Raw genomic sequence first — 15,312 nt, 5'->3', positions numbered from 1 at the left:
GTGACGAGATATGGGTGCCGGTTTATGCGACGGCCAGTGCCGGGTGGCAGCATGGGACGTGTGAGTGTCACGCCGGTGGAGATCGAACGTCCCGAAACCCGTGAAGTGCCGATGTCGGTGCCCGAGCCCGACGTTCCCTGGGTGACGGTGGTGCACAACGACCCCGTCAATCTCATGAGCTACGTGACCTACGTCTTCCAGAGCTACTTCGGCTATCCCAAGGACAAGGCGCACCGTTTGATGCTCGACGTCCACCACAAAGGCCGCGCGATCGTCTCGAGCGGCAGCCGCGAGGAGATGGAGCGCGACGTGCAGGCGATGCACGGCTACGGCCTGTGGGCGACCCTCCAGCAGGAGCGCTGATGTCGGGACGCTTCGAGCCGCTGCCCGGAGGCGGTGCCTCCCTCGCGCTGGACGAGGTCGAGATCTCCATTCTGCGCAGCCTGGCCATGCAGCTCGCCGAGCTGATCGGCCCGGGCGACCAGCCCGCCGGGGGCGGTGACCCCCTGGACGCGCTCTTCGTCGACGGCCCCAGCAAGCCGCCGGCCGATCCCGCGCTGGCCCGGCTGTTCCCGGACGCCTACTGCGCCCCGGACCAGGAGCTGGGGCCCCGGGAGGAGAAGGAGGCGCGGGAGGCGTCCGCGGAGTTCCGCCGCTTCACCGAGAACGACCTGCGGGCGCGCAAGCGCGACGACGCCCTGACGGTGGTGCGCGACCTGGACTCGCTGGCCTCCGGAGCGTCCGCCGGGGCCCCGGGCGTGCTGGAGCTGGCGCCGGAGAAGGCCCGGCACTGGCTGACCGCCCTGAACGATCTGCGGCTGGCCATCGGGACCCGGCTGGAGGTCAGCGACGAGGACGACGGCGGTGACCTGCTGCGGCTGCCCGACTCCGATCCGCGCAAGCCGATGGTGATGGCGTACTTCTGGCTCGGCGGGCTGCAGGAGACCCTCGTCGAGACCCTGATGCCGGAATAACTCCCTCCGGCGATTACTGAGTGTTCGTTTAGAGGATGCTCAACTCCGGATAACGATCGCATCACTGCGGTTGTGAACTTTATTGCGCGGCGTAACTTTTGTCCGCTTCTCCCTGTGGCGTGCGCCACACGCGACTCGGTCGATCAGCGTTGCGGTCGTGGTAAATCTTCACGATCGCCAGCCAGCCGCCACAGGGAGAAAGGCGCAGCAATATGACCTCAGCGGCTCCTGAAGAGGGCTATGAGCGCGGCCTGGGCAGTCGCCAGGTACAGATGATCGCAATCGGTGGCGCCATCGGCGTCGGCCTGTTCATGGGCGCCGGAGCGAACATCGCCAAGGCCGGCCCGAGCATCATCCTGATGTACGCCCTCGCGGGTGTGGTCATCTTCTTCATCATGAGAGCGCTCGGTGAGCTGCTCCTCTACCGCCCGGTCTCCGGGTCCTTCGCGGAGTACGCCCGGGAGTTCCTCGGCCCGTTCTTCGGCTTTGTCACGGGGTGGACGTACTGGCTGATGTGGGTGGTGACCGGCATGGCCGAGCTCACGGCCGCCGCCATCTACATCAACTACTGGTACCCCTCGATCCCGCAGTGGGTCAGTGCCCTGGTCTTCCTGGTGGTGCTGTTCGGCGTCAACCTGATCTCGGTGAAGATCTTCGGTGAGGTCGAGTTCTGGTTCTCGATGGTCAAGGTCACCGCGATCATCGGCATGATCGTCATCGGCCTGGGCGTGCTCACCCTCGGCTTCTCCGACGCCGGTGACACCGCGGCCGCCTCCAACCTCTGGTCCCACGGCGGGTTCTTCCCCAACGGCATCGGCGACAGCCTGATGACCCTCCAGGGTGTGATGTTCGCCTACCTCGCCGTCGAGCTGGTCGGCGTCACCGCGGGCGAGTCCGAGGACCCCGAGAAGACCCTGCCCAAGGCGATCAACACGCTGCCCTGGCGCATCATCATCTTCTACGTCGGTGCCCTGGTGGTGCTGCTCGCCGTCGTCAAGTGGACCGAGTTCTCGGCCGGCGAGAGCCCCTTCGTGCATGCCTTCTCCAAGATCGGCATCCCGTTCGCGGCCGGCATCGTCAACTTCGTCGTGCTCACCGCGGCCCTGTCCTCCTGTAACTCCGGGATGTACTCCACCGGCCGGATGCTGCGCGGCCTGGCCGCCAACAGTGAGGCGCCGAAGGCCTTCGGCATGCTCAACGCCCGGAAGACCCCGGCCCTCGGCATCACGGTCTCCGCGCTGCTGATGGGCATCGGCGTGGTCCTCAACTACGTCGTCCCGGAGAAGGCGTTCGAGTACGTCACCTCGGTGGCCACGGCCGCGGGGATCTGGGCCTGGGCGATGATCCTGCTCAGCCATATCAAGTACCGCAAGGCCGTGACCTCCGGCCGGCTGCCGGCCTCGTCCTTCCCGGCCCCGGGCGGCGCCGTCTTCAGCTGGGTGGCGCTGATCTTCCTGATCATCGTGACCGGTCTGATCGCGTACGACAAGGACGCCCGGGTCTGTCTGTACGTGGGCGCCGGCTGGGCCGTCCTCCTGGTGATCGGCTGGTTCATGCTGAAGTCGCGCGAGGGTGGCGAGCCGGGTGCCCGCGCCGAGGCGGAGCCGGAGTACGCGCGCAAGTAAGCCGTAAGCCGTATCGCCTTTCGGGCGCCGTATCTCAGCAGGCGGGCTCCGGACCACTGTCCGGAGCCCGCCCGCCCGTCTCCCGCCACCACCTTCAACCGGGGCGCTGCGCGCCGCCCCCTTTTTCTTTCCTATTGTGTGCTCATGCTGACCATCACCCAGGCGCTCCGCGACAAGATCGTCGCGCACGCCCGCGCGGACCACCCCGACGAGGCTTGCGGCGTGATCGCGGGCCCGGCCGGAAGCGGCCGTCCCGAGCGGTTCATTCCGATGCTGAACGCGGCCCGCTCGCCCACCTTCTACGAGTTCGACTCGGGTGACCTGCTCAAGCTCTACCGCGAGATGGACGACCGGGACGAGGAGCCGGTGGTCATCTACCACTCGCACACCGCCACCGAGGCATACCCCTCCCGCACCGATATCTCCTACGCCAATGAGCCCGGTGCCCACTACGTCCTGGTCTCCACGGCCGAATGCGGCAATGACGAGGGGCCCGTCCAGTTCCGGTCCTTCCGGATCGTGGACGGTGAGGTCACCGAGGAAGAGGTCGAGATCGTCCCGGGCGGCTGAGTGACCTGCGCGTCTCGTATCGCGGTCGTTACCCGTCCGTATCGCGGGATGACCTACCGGAGTCCGGACCGGGAATCGATACGATGAGTCCATGGTTTTCGATGACGTGAGCGAGAAGACGCCGGGCATGCTGCTCGTGGCGCGGCTCCACGTCGACCTGTGCCGGCTCGCCAGCGCGATGTGTCCGCGTCGCGCCGTGGCCGCCTGAGCGCGCGCCCGAGACGCCCCGACGCCTTCGACGACGCCCTCCCGGCCGCTCCGGCCCGGGAGACCACCCCGCCCTCCGACAGGAGCCCAGACATGGCCATCGAGGTCCGCATCCCGACCATCCTCCGCACCTACACCGACGGCCAGAAGGCGGTCGAGGGCAGCGGGACCACGCTCGCCGAGCTCTTCACCGACCTCGAAACCCGGCACGCCGGGATCCAGGAGCGCCTGGTCGACGGCGGTGAGCTGCGCCGCTTCGTCAACGTCTATCTGAACGACGAGGACGTCCGCTTCCTCGACGGCATCTCCACCAAGCTCTCGGACGGCGACAGCGTGACGATTCTCCCCGCCGTTGCCGGCGGAATGCTCTGATGAGGTACGACAGCCCCTTGGCCGCGGTCGGCAATACGCCGCTCGTCCGGCTGCCGCGGCTCTCGCCCTCCTCCGACGTACGGATCTGGGCCAAGCTGGAGGACCGCAACCCGACCGGCTCGATCAAGGACCGCCCCGCGCTCCATATGATCGAACAGGCCGAGAAGGACGGCCGGTTGACCCCCGGCTGCACCATCCTCGAGCCCACCTCCGGCAACACCGGTATCTCGCTCGCGATGGCGGCCAAGCTCAAGGGCTACCGCATCGTCTGCGTGATGCCGGAGAACACCAGCGAGGAGCGGCGCCAGCTGCTCGCCATGTGGGGCGCGGAGATCATCTCCTCGCCCGCCGCCGGCGGCTCCAACACCGCCGTCCGGGTGGCCAAGGAGCTGGCGGAGCAGCACCCGGACTGGGTGATGCTGTACCAGTACGGAAACCCGGACAACGCCGGTGCCCACTACGCCACCACCGGCCCCGAGATCCTCGCCGACCTGCCCTCCCTCACCCACTTCGTCGCGGGTCTCGGCACCACCGGCACCCTGATGGGCGTCGGCCGCTTCCTGCGCGAGAACAAGCCGGACGTCCAGATCGTGGCGGCCGAACCGCGCTACGACGACGTCGTCTACGGACTCCGCAACCTCGACGAGGGGTTCGTCCCCGAGCTGTACGACGAGTCCGTGCTGACCACCCGCTTCTCCGTCGGCTCCGAGGACGCGGTGACCCGTACCCGCGAACTCCTCGCCCAGGAAGGCATTTTCGCGGGCGTGTCGACCGGCGCTGCCCTGCACGCCGCGCTCGGTGTCGCCGGTAAGGCGGTCAAGGCCGGGCAGAGCGCCGATGTGGTCTTCATCGTCGCCGACGGTGGCTGGAAGTACCTCTCCACCGGTGTATACACGGCGGCCACCACCGAGGAGGCGATCGCGACGCTGCACGGCCAGCTCTGGGCGTAGCCCTTCGGGCCGATCGGCCGGCGGGGGGGGCATGGCCGGGCGCCACCCGGCTCCGTCCTGGTGATTCCGCCCACAACGCGGCCCCGTGGAGGAGCTGCCTGGGCTTTTGCGCCTTACGCTCGTGGGCACCGCATGACCCCCCGCACCCGCCCATGGCCTTCGGCATGGGGACCCCTCAAGGAGGTTCCTGCTTCATGAAGCTCACCGTCGTCGGATGCTCAGGGTCGTTCCCGTCCGCGGAATCGGCCTGCTCGAGCTACCTCGTAGAGGCCGACGGCTTCCGGCTGCTCCTCGACATGGGCAATGGCGCCCTTGGCGAGCTGCAGCGCCACTGCGGTCTCTACGACCTCGACGCCGTACTGCTGTCCCATCTCCACCCCGATCACTTCATCGACATGTGCGGATACTTCGTCGCGCGCTACTACCGGCACGACGGTGGCCGCGCCGAGGCGATCCCCGTCTACGGCCCCGAGGACACCGAGCGGCGGCTGGTCCAGGCGTACGACGATCTGCCCGATGAGAAGTCGATGCGTGAGGTCTTCGACTTCCGCACCCTGACGCCCGGCAGCTTCGACATCGGCCCCTTCACCATCCGCGCCGAGCGCGTCTGCCACCCCGTGGAGGCGTTCGGCTTCCGGATCGAGTACGGCGGCCGCTCGCTGGTCTACTCGGGCGACACGGGCCCCTGTGAGGCCCTGGTGGACCTGGCCCGGGGCGGCGACCTCTTCCTGTGCGAGGCGGCCTTCACGCACGGCAAGGAGGACATCCCGGAGCTGCATCTCAACGGCCGCCAGGCGGGTGAACACGCGCTGCGGGCGGGGGTCGGGAGCATGGTGCTCACCCACATCCCGCCGTGGACGGACCCCCAGATCAACCAGCGCGACGCACAGGCGGTCTTCGGCGGCCCGGTGGAGCTGGCCAAGGCGGGCGCGGTCTACGAGGTGTAACCGGCGGTGAACGGCGAAGCGCCGGGCTGGAGGACCAGCCCGGCGCTTCGCCGTTTCGCACGCTCGGTGGCTACTTCTTGCCGTCCGCCACCGCGGCGTCGTCCAGGGAGTCCTCCGGTTCTCGTCCCGGCGTCGGGATGTTGAACTTCGTGATCACGAAGCGGAAGACCACGTAGTAGACGACGCTGAACGCCAGCCCGATCGGGATCAGCATCCAGGCCTTCTCGCTGTGCGACCACCCCAGCAGGTAGTCGAACAGCCCGCCGGAGAAGGTGAAGCCGCTGCGGATGCCGAGTGCCCAGGTGAGCGCCATGGAGAGCCCCGTCAGCACCGCGTGGATGCCGTACAGCAGGGGCGCGATGAACATGAACGAGAACTCGATCGGCTCGGTGACACCGCAGACGAACGCCGTCAGCGAGACCGAGATCATCATGCCCATCACGGCCTTGCGCCGCTCGGGACGGGCGCAGTGCGCGATCGCCAGACCGGCGGCGGGCAGCGCGAACATCATGATCGGGAAGAAGCCGGTCATGAACATTCCGGCCGACGGGTCGTCGTGGAAGTAGCGCGCGATGTCGCCGTGCCAGGTCTGGCCGCCGGAGCTGAAGTCGCCGAACTGGAACCAGGCGAACGAGTTGAGCAGCATGTGCATGCCGACCGGGATCAGCAGTCGGTTGACCACACCGAAGATCCCCGAGCCGACCGCGCCATTGGACGACAGCCACTCGGAGAAGTTGTTGAGGCCGTCACCTATCGGGCCCCAGAGGTAGCCGAAGAGCACGCCGTAGATCACGCCCGCGAAGGACATCAGGATCGGGATGAAGCGGCGGCCGCTGAAGAAGCCCAGCCAGTCCGGCAGCCGGGTGCGGTGGTACTTCTCCCACAGGACCGCGGCGGTCAGGCCGACCACGATGCCGCCGAGCACGCCCGGGTCCTCCGGCTTGCCGGTCACCTCGCTGACGAAGCCGGTCAGGACGTTCTTGTAGACGAGGAAGCCGACCAGGCCCGCGAACGCCGTGGTGCCGTCCGACTTCTTCGCGAAGCCGATGGCCACGCCGATGCAGAAGAGCAGGGCCAGGTTGTCGAAGAGCGCGCCGCCCGCGTGGGCGAAGATCTCCGCGAGCTTGTTCCAGCCGAGTCCCGTCTTGCCGAAGACGTCGTCCTGGCCGAGCCGGCTCAGGATGCCCGCGGCGGGCAGAGCGGCGACGGGCAGCTGGAGGCTGCGCCCGATCTTCTGCATACCCTTGATCAGACCGGCACCCCGCTTCTGGGCGGGCGCGGCCGGGGCGGTGGCCGTACTCATCGGATTCCTCCTGGTGAGGCGGGCTCTCAGGGGAGGGGCGGCCCGCGCTATGGTCTAAACCACATGTGGTGTAGACCTGTTGTAGCACGTAGGGATCCGCTAAAGGAATCTATCGTTCCAAGTGACGAGGGACTTCCTCACCCGCATAATGGTGTAGACCACTTGCCGCAACGCGGACACCACGCGGACAGCAGGACGACAGGAGCGAACATGGCCACCAAGGCTGACAAGATCGTCGAGGGGCTCGGCGGGATCGACAACATCGTCGAGATCGAGGGCTGCATCACCCGCCTGCGCACCGAGGTCAAGGACGCCGCCCTGGTCGACGAGGCCCTCCTGAAGGCCGCGGGCGCTCATGGCGTGGTGAAGATGGGCACCGCGATCCAGGTGGTCATCGGCGCCGACGCGGACCCCGTCGCCGCCGAGATCGAAGACCTGATGTGACCTTCCGGGACTGAGGTGACCCTCCGGGCCCGGAGCGCCGACCCCCGGGGCAGGGCCCTCGGCGGACGCGGACCGGGGGCCTTGGCGATGCCGATAGGCTCATCTCATGTCTCGTATCGACGGCCGCACCCCCGACCAGCTCCGACCCGTGACCATCGAGCGCGGATGGAGCAAGCATGCCGAGGGCTCGGTCCTCGTCTCCTTCGGCGATACGCGGGTCCTGTGCACCGCGAGCGTCACCGAGGGCGTGCCGCGCTGGCGCAAGGGCAGCGGCGAGGGCTGGGTCACCGCGGAGTACGCGATGCTGCCGCGCTCCACCAACACCCGGGGCGACCGCGAGTCCGTCCGCGGCAAGATCGGCGGCCGTACCCATGAGATCTCCCGTCTCATCGGCCGCTCGCTGCGCGCCGTGATCGACTACAAGGCGCTCGGCGAGAACACCATCGTCCTGGACTGCGATGTCCTCCAGGCCGACGGCGGCACCCGCACCGCCGCCATCACCGGCGCCTATGTGGCCCTGGCCGACGCCATCGGCTGGGCCCGGGGCAAGAAGCTCATCAAGGCCACCCGGCAGCCGCTGACCGGCACCGTCTCCGCCGTCAGCGTCGGCATCGTCGGCGGCATCCCCCTGCTCGACCTCTGCTACGAGGAGGACGTGCGTGCCGAGACCGACATGAACGTGGTCTGTACCGGTGACGGACGCTTCGTCGAGGTGCAGGGCACGGCGGAGGGCGAGCCCTTCGCCCGCGAGGAGCTGAACGGGCTGCTGGACCTCGCCGTGGCCGGCTGCGACACCCTGGCGGGAATCCAGCGCGCGGCGCTGGCCCTGGAGATGTGACGACGGCACGAAGCAACCGTCGCGCGGCGCCCGGCGTTTAGTCAGGTGCCAGCACCGTTCCCGGGGAAGGACCCATTCCATGGCGCCGCGCCACCGTCACCGCCGTACCACCGCCGTCACCGCTCTCGCCGCCGTCGCGCTCATCGTGCCGGTCACCATCGGGTGCAGCGCGGTGGAGAAGGCCCTCGACTGCGCCCAGCTGGCGGTCGAGATATCCAACGACGTGGACGACCTCCAGGACGCCCTGACCGGCGCCGCGGCCAATCCGCAGGACGCCGACAAGATCCTGGACGCCCTCGACAAGGACATCGACAAGGTGGGCGACCGCACCGACAACGCGGACGTCGGCAAGGCCGTGGACGACCTCCAGAAGGCCGTGGACAACGTCCAGGAGTCCGTGGACAGCGGCAAGCGCCCCGATATGACCCCGGTCAGGGACGCGGCGGGCGAGCTGACCGGTGTCTGCACGCCCTGACCTCCCGTCGATAATCGAGAGCTATGCAGCAACACACTGAGGGACACCGCCCGCACCCCCGCCGTCTGGTCCTCGCGACCCGCAACGCCTACAAGATCACTGAACTGCGCACGATCCTGGGCGAGACCGGCCTCGACGCGGAACTCGTCGGCGCCGACGCCTATCCGGAGGTCCCGGACGTCAAGGAGACCGGCGTGACCTTCGCGGAGAACGCCCTCCTCAAGGCCCACGCCCTCGCCCAGGCCACCGGCCACCCCGCCATCGCCGACGACTCCGGCCTCTGCGTGGACGTCCTCGGCGGCGCTCCCGGCATCTTCTCGGCCCGCTGGTCGGGCCGGCACGGCGACGACCGCGCCAACCTCGACCTGCTGCTCGCCCAGCTCTCCGACGTCCCCGACGAACACCGCGGCGCCCACTTCGCCTGCGCCGCCGCCCTGGCCTTCCCCGACGGCACCGAGCGCGTCGTCTCCGGCCGGCTCACCGGCACGCTCCGTCATGAGCCCGTGGGCGGCGGGGGGTTCGGCTACGATCCGATCCTCCAGCCCCACGGCGAGACCCGCACCTGTGCCGAACTGGACCCGGAGGAGAAGAACGCCATCAGCCACCGCGGCAAGGCGTTCCGTGCCATCGCCCCGATCGTCCGCGAACTCCTGGGGTGAGCCCCGTAGGACGCCGCAGGCCCGGCCCGCGATGAGGCGGGCCGGGCCTGGGTTCGCGCGGCGTGCGGCCGGAGGGACTCGAACCCTCACGGGAGTTACCCCACTGGGACCTAAACCCAGCATGACTGCCAATTCCATCACGGCCGCTCGGCACGGTCATGGTACTGCCTGGTGAACGGGGGCCGGGGCGGCAGCCCCGGGTCCGTCACAGCCCCAGGTCTTTGATGATCTTGGCTACGTGGCCGGTGGCCTTCACGTTGTACAGGGCGCGCTCGACCTTGCCCTGCTCGTCGACGATGACGGTGGAGCGGATCACGCCGATGACCGTCTTGCCGTAGAGCTTCTTCTCACCGAAGGCGCCGTACGCCTCGAGGGTCTCCTTGGCGGGGTCGGCGAGGAGCGTGACCTTGAGGTCCTCCTGGTCGCGGAACTTGGCCAGCTTCTCGGGCTTGTCGGGCGAGATGCCGATGACGTCGTAGCCGTGGCCGGCCAGGAAGGCGAGGTTGTCGGTGAAGTCGCACGCCTGCTTGGTGCAACCGGGGGTGAGCGCGGCGGGGTAGAAGTAGACGATCACCTTGCGGCCGGCGTGGTCGGCGAGCGAGACCTCCCTGCCGTCCGCGTCGGGGAGGGTGAAGGCGGGGGCGGTGTCGCCGGGCTGCAGTCGCTCGCTCATGGTCTGGTGCTCCTCGTGGCGTCGGGGGGTACGTACCCGACATTAGCCAGCTTCCCGTCCGGGGGTGCCGTGGGGCGGGGAGGAGGGCGAGCTGACAGACTGTCCATCACGAATCATCGAGACTGACGGAGGCAGCGCGGTGTCGGATGCCAGGACCCCTGCGCAGATCGAGGCGGACATCGCCCGTAGGCGGCAGGAGCTCGCCGTGACGCTCGACGAGATCGGGGTGCGGGTGCACCCGAAGACGATCATCGGGGACGCGAAGGCGAAGGCGGCGTCGGCCGTGGACCGGACCGCCGGGCGGGCCTATGTGTCCGCCAACCGTGTGGTGGCGGGTGTGCGGGTCCAGTTGGTGTCGGAGGATGGCCGGCCCCGTATGGAGCGGATCGTGCCGGTCGCGCTCGCCGTGGCCGGGCTGGTCGGACTGCTCGCGCTCTCGGCGCGTTCCTCCCGGTCCGCCAAGGCGTCCCGCTCCTCGGGGTGCTCCAAGCGGCGCCGCTGAGCGAAGGCGGCCGGTACCGGCCCTGACGCGTCATAGCGCCGTCCGGCCAGGTACGGTCATGGCGTGAGTGCGAACACGACCCATGACAAGCTGCCCATCCGGATGCTGCACGACCGTGTGCTGGTCCGCACCGACATTCCGGAGGGCGAGCGCCGGTCGTCCGGCGGCATCGTCATCCCCGCCACCGCGGCGGTCGGCAGGCGGCTGGCCTGGGCCGAGGTGGTCGCGGTCGGGCAGAGCGTACGGACCGTGGAGCCCGGTGACCGGGTCCTCTACGACCCGGAGGACCGGGCCGAGGTCGAGGTCCGCGGGGTCGCCTACGTCCTGATGCGGGAGCGCGACCTGCACGCGGTGGCCGCCGAGCGGCTGGAGGGCGCGGAGGACTCCACGGGGCTCTACCTGTAGGCGCAGGGGACTTACCCCGCGGGGATCCGGGATACCAGACTTTCCCTGCGGGGATCGGACATGACAGAGGGTGGTGACGGTCTCCGTCACCACCCTCCGCTGTTCGTGGTCCGCGGTCTCAGCCGCCCACCGGCCCCCCTGGGCCGCCCGGATCGCCACCCGGATCACCGGGCCCGCCCGGACCGCCCGGGCCCGGCTCCGTCGTCGGCCCCCCGGTGGGGAAGTCCGTCGGCGGGGTGGTGACCGGCGGCTGGGTCGTCGGCAGCGTCGGCGGGGTGTCGGTCGGCGCCGTGGGGACCGAGGTGTCCGGCGGGGCGCCGGTCGGGGGAGTGGTGACCACCGGCGGCAGGGAGCCCGGCGGCTGCTGGCCGGTCTGGGAGCCGTCGGGGGTGCTCGCCCCGTCCTCCAGCCGCAGATCGAACTCGGCCGGTGACTCGCCGTCCAGCGCGCCCGATGTGTACTGCGCCCAGATCTCGGCGGGGTAGCCGCCGCCGTTGATCCGCTCCAGGCCCGTCGCCCCGTACAGCGGCTTCTGCACGCCGGTATTGGAGTCCTGGCCCATCACCGCGACCACGGTCGCCAGATCCGGGGTGTAGCCCGCGAACCAGGCGGCCTTGTCCTCCTCCGCGGTGCCCGTCTTGCCCGCCGCCGGGCGCTCGGCGGCCTGGGCGGCGGTGCCGGTGCCGCCGTCGACCACGCTCTGCAGTATCGAGGTGGTGGTGTCGGCGGCGCTGCGCGGGATGGCCTGCCGGTTCTCCCGGGCCGGGAGATCGACCCGCGCACCGTCCTTGGTGACCTCCTCGACCAGGCTGTACTTGCCGTGCTCGCCGTGGTTGGCGAGGGTCGCGTACGCCTCGGTCATGTCCAGCACGCTCGCGGTGGCGGGGCCGAGCGCGATGGAGGGGGAGGCGTGCAGATCGGGGGTGTCCTTGGGGACGCCCAGGTCGATGGCGGTCTGCCTGACCTTGGAGGGGCCGACGTCCTGGGCCATCTGCGCGTACACCGAGTTCACGGAGTTGTCGGTGGCCGTGGTGACGTCGATGTCGCCGTAGTCGACGTCGTCCTCGTTGGCGGGGGCGTAGCCGGTGGGCCCCTCCGGGCCGACGACCTCGCGCTTGTTGTCGCCGTTGTAGAGGGTGTCCGGAGTGATCGTCTGACCGTCCTGAGTGGTGGACCCGTAGCGCACCGCCGAGGTGAAGACGAATGGCTTGAACGTGGATCCCACCTGGTAGTCACGGCGGGTCGCGTTGTTGACGAACTGCTTGGTGTAGTCGATGCCGCCGTAGAGGGCGACCACCTTCCCGGTCTTCGGGTCGATCGAGGCGCCGCCCGCCCGGACATAGCGGTCGACCTTGCGGTCCTCCGGGCTGAGCTTGCTCATCAGCCGGTCGCGCACGGCCTCCGCGAAGGCGTCCTGCTTCTTCTTGTCGATCGTGGTGGTGATGCGGTAGCCGCCGCGCGCCAGGGTCTGCTCGTCGATGATCCCGTTGCTGGTGAGGTAGTCCTCGACGGCCTCGACGAGATAGCCGCGCTGGCCGGACATGCCCGAGGGGGCCCTGGCCTCGGAGGGCGCGGGGAAGGTCATCTTCTGCCGGTCGGCCCTGGTCAGCCAGCCCTTCTTCACCATGCCGTCCAGGACGTAGTGCCAGCGGGCCGTGGCCCGCCCCTTGTTCTGCGGATGGGCGACGATGTCGTAGGCGCTGGGGGCGTTCAGCAGGGTCGCGAGATACGCGCCCTGGGCGGTGTCGAGCTCGCCGATGTCCTTGCCGTAGTACGCCTGGGCGGCGGCCTGGATCCCGTAGGCGTTGCGCCCGAAGTAGCTGGTGTTGAGGTAGCCCTCGAGGATCTTGTCCTTGCTCACCTCCCGGTCCAGCTTGATCGCGATGAAGAACTCCTTGGCCTTGCGGGTGACCGTCTGTTCCTGGTCCAGGTAGTAGTTCTTCACATACTGCTGGGTGATGGTGGAGCCGGACTGCTTGCCCTTGCCGGTGGCGGTGTTCCAGGCGGCCCGGACCATCGCCTCGGGATTGATGGCCGACTCCGAGTAGAAGTCCCGGTCCTCGGCCGCCAGCACCGCGTGCTGGATCCGCTTGGGCACCTGGCTGAGCTGGACGTTCTCCCGGTTGACCTTGCCCTCGCGGGCCAGCTGGGAGCCGTCGGAGTAGAGGAAGACATTGCTCTGGGCGATGGCGGCTCTGTTGGCCGGGGGGATGTCGACGAGCAGATAGCCGGTGACGAGCCCGCCCGCGATCAGCAGGACGATCAGGAGGAAGCCGCCGAGGATCATGCGCCAGGTGGGCAGCAGCCGGCGCCATCCGGTGCGCTGGGGACGGCCCTTTCTGCCCTTGGCCGGTTTGCCTGCGGGGAGGCCGTCCGCGCGGTGCGGCGTGTCGTGGTTGCCATCGTCGATGCCGGGCCGGGCACCCGTTCCGGCCGCGCCACCGTCGATCAACTGGGGCTCGTCGCTCATGTCTCCTGAGACTCCTCGGCCGCCGTCGAGGGTTGCACGGCGGCAGGATCGTGCACGGTCGGGCGATTCGCGTCGTACGCCCGATAAAACACTGTCGCATCATCCGTTCCGGGCCGAGGACGTGGCGCGCACCCGTGACTGGTCTGTGACCGGCCATATGGATGATTCCGCTCACACCATCCGGTGAATATTGCCTGGCCGTCTCCCCGGCCACCCCACTAGGCTCCGGATTTTGGCGCCGGCCGGGCGCCGCGGTCGGGGGAGGGAGGGGCGGGCGGATGCGGCTGTACGCGGCCGTCGCGGTCAGCGGCTTCAAACGCTACGCGACGTATCGGGTCGCCACGGTGGCCGGGGTCTTCACCAATACCGTTTTCGGCTTCATCCTCGCCTACACCTACACCGCGCTGTGGGACGAGCGGCCGCACCTCGGCGGCTACGACCTCGCCCAGGCGCTGACCTTCGTCTGGCTCGGCCAGGCGCTGCTGGCGGCCGTCGCGCTGATGGGCGGCGGCTTCCAGGAGGAGCTGCAGGACCGCATCCGCTCCGGTGACATCGCCGTGGACCTCTACCGCCCCGTCGACCTCCAGTCGTGGTGGCTGGCCACCGAGCTCGGCCGGGCGCTGTTCCAGCTGCTGGGGCGCGGCGTGGTGCCGATGGGGATCGGGGCGCTGGTCTTCGAACTCCGCCTGCCCGCGTCGCCCTTGACCTGGCTGTGGTTCCTGCTGTCGGTGGCGCTCGCGGTGTGCGTCGGCTTCGCGGTGCGCTATCTGGTGTCGCTCGCCTCCTTCTGGCTGCTCGACGGGACGGGGCTGTCGATGCTGAGCGGGCTGCTGTGCCTGTTCTTCTCCGGGATGATCCTGCCGCTCAACGTCTTCCCCGGGCAGCTGGGCGAGATCGCCCGCGCGCTGCCCTGGGCGGCGATGCTCCAGGTGCCCGCGGACGTCTTCCTGGAGGAGCACCGGGGGGCGGGGCTGCTGGGGGCCTTCGCCTTCCAGGCGGGGTGGATGGTGGTGCTGCTGGCGGCCGGGCGGGTGCTGCAGTCGGTGGCGACCCGGAAGGTGGTGGTCCAGGGTGGCTGAGTCGGCCGTGTCCACCGGGCTCCGGGCCTATGTCCTGATCGTCGGGATGTGGGTGCGCTCCACGATGGCGTACCGCACCTCGTTCCTGATCATGACGCTGGGGAACCTCCTCGCGACCGGCCTGGACTTCGTCGCGATCGCGCTGATGTTCACCCACATCGGGCAGCTGGGCGGCTTCACCCTCGACGAGGTCGCCTTCCTCTACGGCACCACCAGCGTCGCCTTCGGGCTCGCCGATCTCACGCTGGGCACCATGGGCCGGCTGGGCCAGCGGGTGCGCGACGGCACGATGGACACCCTGCTGGTGCGGCCGGTGCCGATACTCGCCCAGGTCGCCGCTGACCGCTTCGCGCTGCGCCGGCTGGGCCGGATCACCCAGGGGGCGGTGCTGCTCGGCTGGTCGCTGAGCAGGCTGGACATCGACTGGACGGTGGACCGGGCGCTGCTGATGCCGGTGATGCTGCTGAGCGGGGGTGCCATCTTCGGGGCGCTGTTCGTGCTCGGCGGCGCCTTCCAGTTCTGGGCCAAGGACGCCTCCGAGGTGCAGAACGCCTTCACCTTCGGCGGGACCACGCTGCTGGAGTACCCGCCGACGGTCTTCGGCAAGGAGCTGCTGCGGGGTGTCACCTTCGTCATCCCGTTGGCGTTCGTCAACTGGCTGCCGGCGCTGCACATCCTGGGCCGCCCCGATCCGCTGGGGCTCCCGGCCCGGATCGGCTTCGCGGCGCCGCTGGTCGCGTGCGGCTGCTGTGCGGTGGCGGGGCTGGCCTGGCGGGCGGGGCTGCGGGCGTATCAGAGCACGGGGAGCTGAGGGGGAGG

The 15,312-nt window shown here is 69.3% G+C and carries 19 protein-coding genes and 1 tRNA gene; 16 read left to right on the top strand and 4 right to left on the bottom strand.

What is annotated here, in order from left to right; all coding sequences use genetic code 11:
* Positions 1 to 51 precede the first annotated feature (51 nt).
* The 8 genes from clpS to ACFYOY_RS43075 all read left to right on the top strand — a co-directional run bounded on the left by clpS (position 52) and on the right by ACFYOY_RS43075 (position 5,645).
* The gene (gene clpS, locus ACFYOY_RS43110; RefSeq protein WP_351895622.1) at positions 52 to 363 is read left to right on the top strand and encodes an ATP-dependent Clp protease adapter ClpS; all 312 of its coding nucleotides are present in this window, start codon (positions 52 to 54) and stop codon (positions 361 to 363) included.
* Positions 363 to 974 (top strand): DUF2017 domain-containing protein, encoded by a 612-nt coding sequence (locus ACFYOY_RS43105; RefSeq protein ID WP_351895615.1) that lies wholly within the window; start codon positions 363 to 365, stop codon positions 972 to 974. Before clpS ends, ACFYOY_RS43105 begins: the two co-directional genes overlap by 1 nt.
* 212 nt (positions 975 to 1,186) lie before the next feature.
* Positions 1,187 to 2,599 (top strand): amino acid permease, encoded by a 1,413-nt coding sequence (locus ACFYOY_RS43100; protein ID WP_351895608.1) that lies wholly within the window; start codon positions 1,187 to 1,189, stop codon positions 2,597 to 2,599.
* Between the two features lie 144 nt (positions 2,600 to 2,743).
* Positions 2,744 to 3,169 (top strand): M67 family metallopeptidase, encoded by a 426-nt coding sequence (locus tag ACFYOY_RS43095; protein ID WP_351895603.1) that lies wholly within the window; start codon positions 2,744 to 2,746, stop codon positions 3,167 to 3,169.
* A gap of 91 nt (positions 3,170 to 3,260) precedes the next feature.
* Entirely contained in the window at positions 3,261 to 3,377 is a 117-nt protein-coding gene (locus ACFYOY_RS43090; protein WP_014061047.1) for a putative leader peptide, read from the top strand.
* A gap of 92 nt (positions 3,378 to 3,469) precedes the next feature.
* Entirely contained in the window at positions 3,470 to 3,748 is a 279-nt protein-coding gene (locus ACFYOY_RS43085) for a MoaD/ThiS family protein (RefSeq protein ID WP_351895593.1), read from the top strand.
* On the top strand, positions 3,748 to 4,698 hold the full coding sequence (locus ACFYOY_RS43080) for a PLP-dependent cysteine synthase family protein (RefSeq protein WP_078641698.1): 951 nt from the start codon (positions 3,748 to 3,750) through the stop codon (positions 4,696 to 4,698). The genes ACFYOY_RS43085 and ACFYOY_RS43080 overlap by 1 nt, the downstream gene beginning before the upstream one ends.
* Positions 4,699 to 4,892: 194 nt before the next feature.
* A complete protein-coding gene (locus ACFYOY_RS43075; protein WP_014061044.1) occupies positions 4,893 to 5,645 on the top strand; it encodes an MBL fold metallo-hydrolase in 753 nt (250 codons plus the stop codon).
* 70 nt (positions 5,646 to 5,715) lie between these two features.
* Here ACFYOY_RS43075 and ACFYOY_RS43070 read toward each other — a convergent pair whose 3' ends face one another.
* Positions 5,716 to 6,948, bottom strand: coding sequence for a PTS transporter subunit EIIC (locus ACFYOY_RS43070; protein WP_078641696.1), 1,233 nt, complete (start codon positions 6,946 to 6,948; stop codon positions 5,716 to 5,718).
* Between the two features lie 63 nt (positions 6,949 to 7,011).
* Between ACFYOY_RS43070 and ACFYOY_RS43065 the strand changes: the two genes are divergently transcribed.
* From ACFYOY_RS43065 to rdgB, 4 genes are all read left to right on the top strand, one after another.
* Positions 7,012 to 7,392: a PTS glucose/sucrose transporter subunit IIB gene (locus tag ACFYOY_RS43065; RefSeq protein ID WP_351895575.1), complete on the top strand. Its 381-nt coding sequence runs from the start codon at positions 7,012 to 7,014 to the stop codon at positions 7,390 to 7,392.
* A 106-nt stretch (positions 7,393 to 7,498) separates the two neighbouring features.
* On the top strand, positions 7,499 to 8,230 hold the full coding sequence (rph, locus tag ACFYOY_RS43060) for a ribonuclease PH (protein WP_351895568.1): 732 nt from the start codon (positions 7,499 to 7,501) through the stop codon (positions 8,228 to 8,230).
* A 79-nt stretch (positions 8,231 to 8,309) separates the two neighbouring features.
* The gene (locus ACFYOY_RS43055) at positions 8,310 to 8,705 is read left to right on the top strand and encodes a hypothetical protein (RefSeq protein ID WP_351895562.1); all 396 of its coding nucleotides are present in this window, start codon (positions 8,310 to 8,312) and stop codon (positions 8,703 to 8,705) included.
* 23 nt (positions 8,706 to 8,728) lie between these two features.
* The gene (gene rdgB / locus ACFYOY_RS43050) at positions 8,729 to 9,364 is read left to right on the top strand and encodes an RdgB/HAM1 family non-canonical purine NTP pyrophosphatase (protein ID WP_351895554.1); all 636 of its coding nucleotides are present in this window, start codon (positions 8,729 to 8,731) and stop codon (positions 9,362 to 9,364) included.
* A gap of 63 nt (positions 9,365 to 9,427) precedes the next feature.
* On the opposite strand, the gene ACFYOY_RS43045 is transcribed toward rdgB, so the two are convergent.
* Together ACFYOY_RS43045 and bcp are read right to left on the bottom strand one after the other, a co-directional pair.
* A tRNA-Leu gene (locus ACFYOY_RS43045) sits at positions 9,428 to 9,511 on the bottom strand.
* Between the two features lie 58 nt (positions 9,512 to 9,569).
* Entirely contained in the window at positions 9,570 to 10,037 is a 468-nt protein-coding gene (gene bcp / locus ACFYOY_RS43040; RefSeq protein WP_351895549.1) for a thioredoxin-dependent thiol peroxidase, read from the bottom strand.
* A gap of 139 nt (positions 10,038 to 10,176) precedes the next feature.
* On the opposite strand from bcp, the gene ACFYOY_RS43035 reads away from it, so the two are divergent.
* Both ACFYOY_RS43035 and ACFYOY_RS43030 read left to right on the top strand, forming a co-directional pair.
* Positions 10,177 to 10,539 carry a DUF3618 domain-containing protein gene (locus ACFYOY_RS43035; protein ID WP_351895542.1) on the top strand — a complete coding sequence of 121 codons (363 nt, stop codon included), beginning with the start codon at positions 10,177 to 10,179 and terminating at the stop codon, positions 10,537 to 10,539.
* 102 nt (positions 10,540 to 10,641) lie between these two features.
* Entirely contained in the window at positions 10,642 to 10,944 is a 303-nt protein-coding gene (locus tag ACFYOY_RS43030) for a co-chaperone GroES (RefSeq protein ID WP_052393151.1), read from the top strand.
* A gap of 118 nt (positions 10,945 to 11,062) precedes the next feature.
* On the opposite strand, the gene ACFYOY_RS43025 is transcribed toward ACFYOY_RS43030, so the two are convergent.
* On the bottom strand, positions 11,063 to 13,414 hold the full coding sequence (locus ACFYOY_RS43025; protein WP_351895537.1) for a transglycosylase domain-containing protein: 2,352 nt from the start codon (positions 13,412 to 13,414) through the stop codon (positions 11,063 to 11,065).
* 278 nt (positions 13,415 to 13,692) lie between these two features.
* On the opposite strand from ACFYOY_RS43025, the gene ACFYOY_RS43020 reads away from it, so the two are divergent.
* Entirely contained in the window at positions 13,693 to 14,493 is an 801-nt protein-coding gene (locus tag ACFYOY_RS43020; protein ID WP_351895530.1) for an ABC-2 family transporter protein, read from the top strand.
* Between the two features lie 46 nt (positions 14,494 to 14,539).
* Positions 14,540 to 15,304 (top strand): ABC transporter permease, encoded by a 765-nt coding sequence (locus ACFYOY_RS43015; protein WP_351896083.1) that lies wholly within the window; start codon positions 14,540 to 14,542, stop codon positions 15,302 to 15,304.
* Positions 15,305 to 15,312 lie beyond the last annotated feature (8 nt).

The sequence above is a fragment of the Streptomyces sp. NPDC007875 genome (assembly GCF_042868035.1).
In the GTDB taxonomy this organism is placed as follows: Bacteria; Actinomycetota; Actinomycetes; order Streptomycetales; family Streptomycetaceae; genus Streptomyces; species Streptomyces antimycoticus.
Note: the sequence above shows the minus strand (reverse complement) of the source record. Positions and strands in the feature narration are given on the sequence as shown.